General features: G+C 76.0%; 1 pseudogene. It reads right to left on the bottom strand.

Annotation, left to right across the window (positions count from 1 at the left end):
- Window positions 1-731: 731 nt before the first annotated feature.
- A pseudogene (locus HCN52_RS26495) lies at window positions 732-995 on the bottom strand (hypothetical protein); the annotation flags it as partial.
- Between the last annotated feature and the right edge of the window lie 185 nt (window positions 996-1180).

Raw genomic sequence — 1180 nt, 5'->3', positions numbered from 1 at the left:
CGCCAGCTGCGCCGCATGATCCGCCTGGAGGCCGTCGTCATCGCCCTCTTCGGCGCCCTCCTGGGTGTCGCGATGGGCCTGGCGTGGGGCGCGGGCGCCTCCTGGCCGGGCGCGGGCTGCTGCGCGGGCGGGGCGGGCTGCTCCTCGGGGGCGGTCCCCGGGGTGCTGCCGCTGTCGGGGACGGTCTGCTCGGTGGCGGGGCCGGCGGTGTCCTCCGCCGTCTCCTCCGACGGGGACTCGGCGCCGCCGGCCGGCTGCTCGCCGGGGACGGTCTCCTCGCCGGGGACGCCGCCGGACGCGGGCGCCTCGGTGGCGTTCTCCTCCAGCGCCCCCTCCTCCTCGGCCTCCTCGCCGGGGAGGGTGATGCCCTGCTGGCTGTTGCGCGGCAGCTCCCCGGGACGGGTGACCGGGTTGAGCTCCGCGGAGCGGACCGCGCTGCCGAGCAGCGAGCCGATCAGCAGGGTGCCGCCGAGCAGCAGCATCGCCAGCAGCCCGCCGCGGCGCAGTACCCGGCGGCGCAGGTCGTTGACGGCGACGCGCGGCCCCAGCGTCCGCCACGCCTCACCGGAGAGCTTGGCGTCCAGCGAGTAGACGGGGGCACCGGCGATGATCATGGGTGACCAGGCGGCCAGCAGGATGATGTCCGGTGCGTCGTAGGCGGGGCCGGAGCCCCAGCTGACCGTCACCAGCAGCGCCAACGAGAGCAGCGCCCCGATCACGGCGGCGAACCGCTGCCAGAGACCGGCGATGGTGAGGACGCCCACGATGATCTGGACGAACGCCACCGTCAGGCCGGCGCCCACGGGGTGGGCGAGCGCCCAGTCGTGGAGGGGTGCGGCCAGTGCCCAGGGCTCCAGCCCGGAAAGCCAGGTGACCATGGAGCCGCGCTCGCCGCCGTCGAAGTACACGGGGTCGGTGAGTTTGGCGAAACCGGCGGTGATGGTGATGAAGCCGAGCAGCAGCCGGAGCGGCAGCAGCACGATGCCCAGGCTCATGTTGCGGCCGGGGTAGTAACCCTGGCGCGCGTCGGGCTTGCCGCCGGGTCGCCGGCCGGGGCCGTCGGTGTGCTCCGCCGGGGCGCCGCGGTCGTCGTCGGGATCGGGTCCGTAGGAGTCGAACGCCTCACGGGGGTCGCGGGTGAGGCGGCCGCCCTCGCCGGGCTCGGGGCCGCGCGGCCCCC

The sequence above is a fragment of the Streptomyces bohaiensis genome (genome assembly GCF_012033785.1).
In the GTDB taxonomy this organism is placed as follows: Bacteria; Actinomycetota; Actinomycetes; order Streptomycetales; family Streptomycetaceae; genus Streptomyces; species Streptomyces bohaiensis.
The sequence above is the reverse complement of the archived record's forward strand: the minus strand, read 5'-3'. Positions and strand labels throughout refer to the sequence as shown.